This window comes from Actinomadura sp. WAC 06369 (assembly GCF_003947565.1).
GTDB lineage: Bacteria > Actinomycetota > Actinomycetes > Streptosporangiales > Streptosporangiaceae > Spirillospora > Spirillospora rifamycini.
The window spans coordinates 1-781 of record NZ_QHJN01000399.1 but is presented as its reverse complement, the minus strand read 5'-3'; the positions used below and the strand labels follow the sequence as shown (position 1 = coordinate 781).

The 781-nt window shown below is 77.0% G+C and carries 1 protein-coding gene; it reads left to right on the top strand.

The genetic code is table 11. From position 1 onward, the window contains the following. Positions 1-47: 47 nt before the first annotated feature. Positions 48-488 carry an SRPBCC family protein gene (locus DMH08_RS39665; protein ID WP_026406154.1) on the top strand — a complete coding sequence of 147 codons (441 nt, stop codon included), beginning with the start codon at positions 48-50 and terminating at the stop codon, positions 486-488. The last annotated feature ends 293 nt before the right edge of the window (positions 489-781 follow it).

The following is a 781-nucleotide window of genomic DNA, read 5'->3' as shown; positions in this document are numbered from 1 at the left end:
CGTGGGGGCCGCTGGACCGGGGCGGCGGGGGAGAAGGGCGGTGAGCCGTGGGCACGATCACCGAATCGGTCAACGTCACCGTGCCGGTGGCCGTCGCGTACCGGCAGTGGACGCGGTCGGAGACCTTCCCGCGGTTCATGGCGGGGGTGCGGGAGGTCCGGCGGATCGACGAGGCCACGACGCGCTGGGCGGCGCGCGGCGGCGGCGTCGTCCGGGAGTTCGACGTGACGGTGGTGGAGCGGCTCCCGCAGGAGCGCATCGCGTGGACGTCGCCGGACGGCCCGCTGCACTCCGGCGTCGTGACGTTCCGCCGCCTGGACGCCACGACGGCGCGGGTGACGGTGCGGCTGGAGTTCGACCCCGAGCGGATCGCGGCGCGCACCGGCGACCGGGCGGGCGCGCTCACCCGCCGGCTGAAGGGGGACCTGCAGCGCTTCAAGCGGCTGGTCGAGGGCCGTGCCCGGGACGTGGACGGCGTCACCGTCTGAGCGGGCGCCCGCCCGCGGGCCCGGGTGCGTCCGGCCCGGCGCCGTCGGGGGCGGCCGGGCCGCATAGTCGGCCGGAGCGCGGGAACCGGGAGGGGAGGAGTGGTGCGGCCCAGGCTCACGGCTCCGAGCACGTGGCTCCGAGGTCGCGACTGGGCCGCTCACTGACTCTGCCCGCGCGGCGTCCTCGGTAAACCGGCAGGTTTTTGAACCGTCACCGCGGCGTCACACGCACTGGAGAGACCCATGACGCGCACCCGTCCGCCCGCCGCCGCGCCCCCGGCGCCGGACCGGGG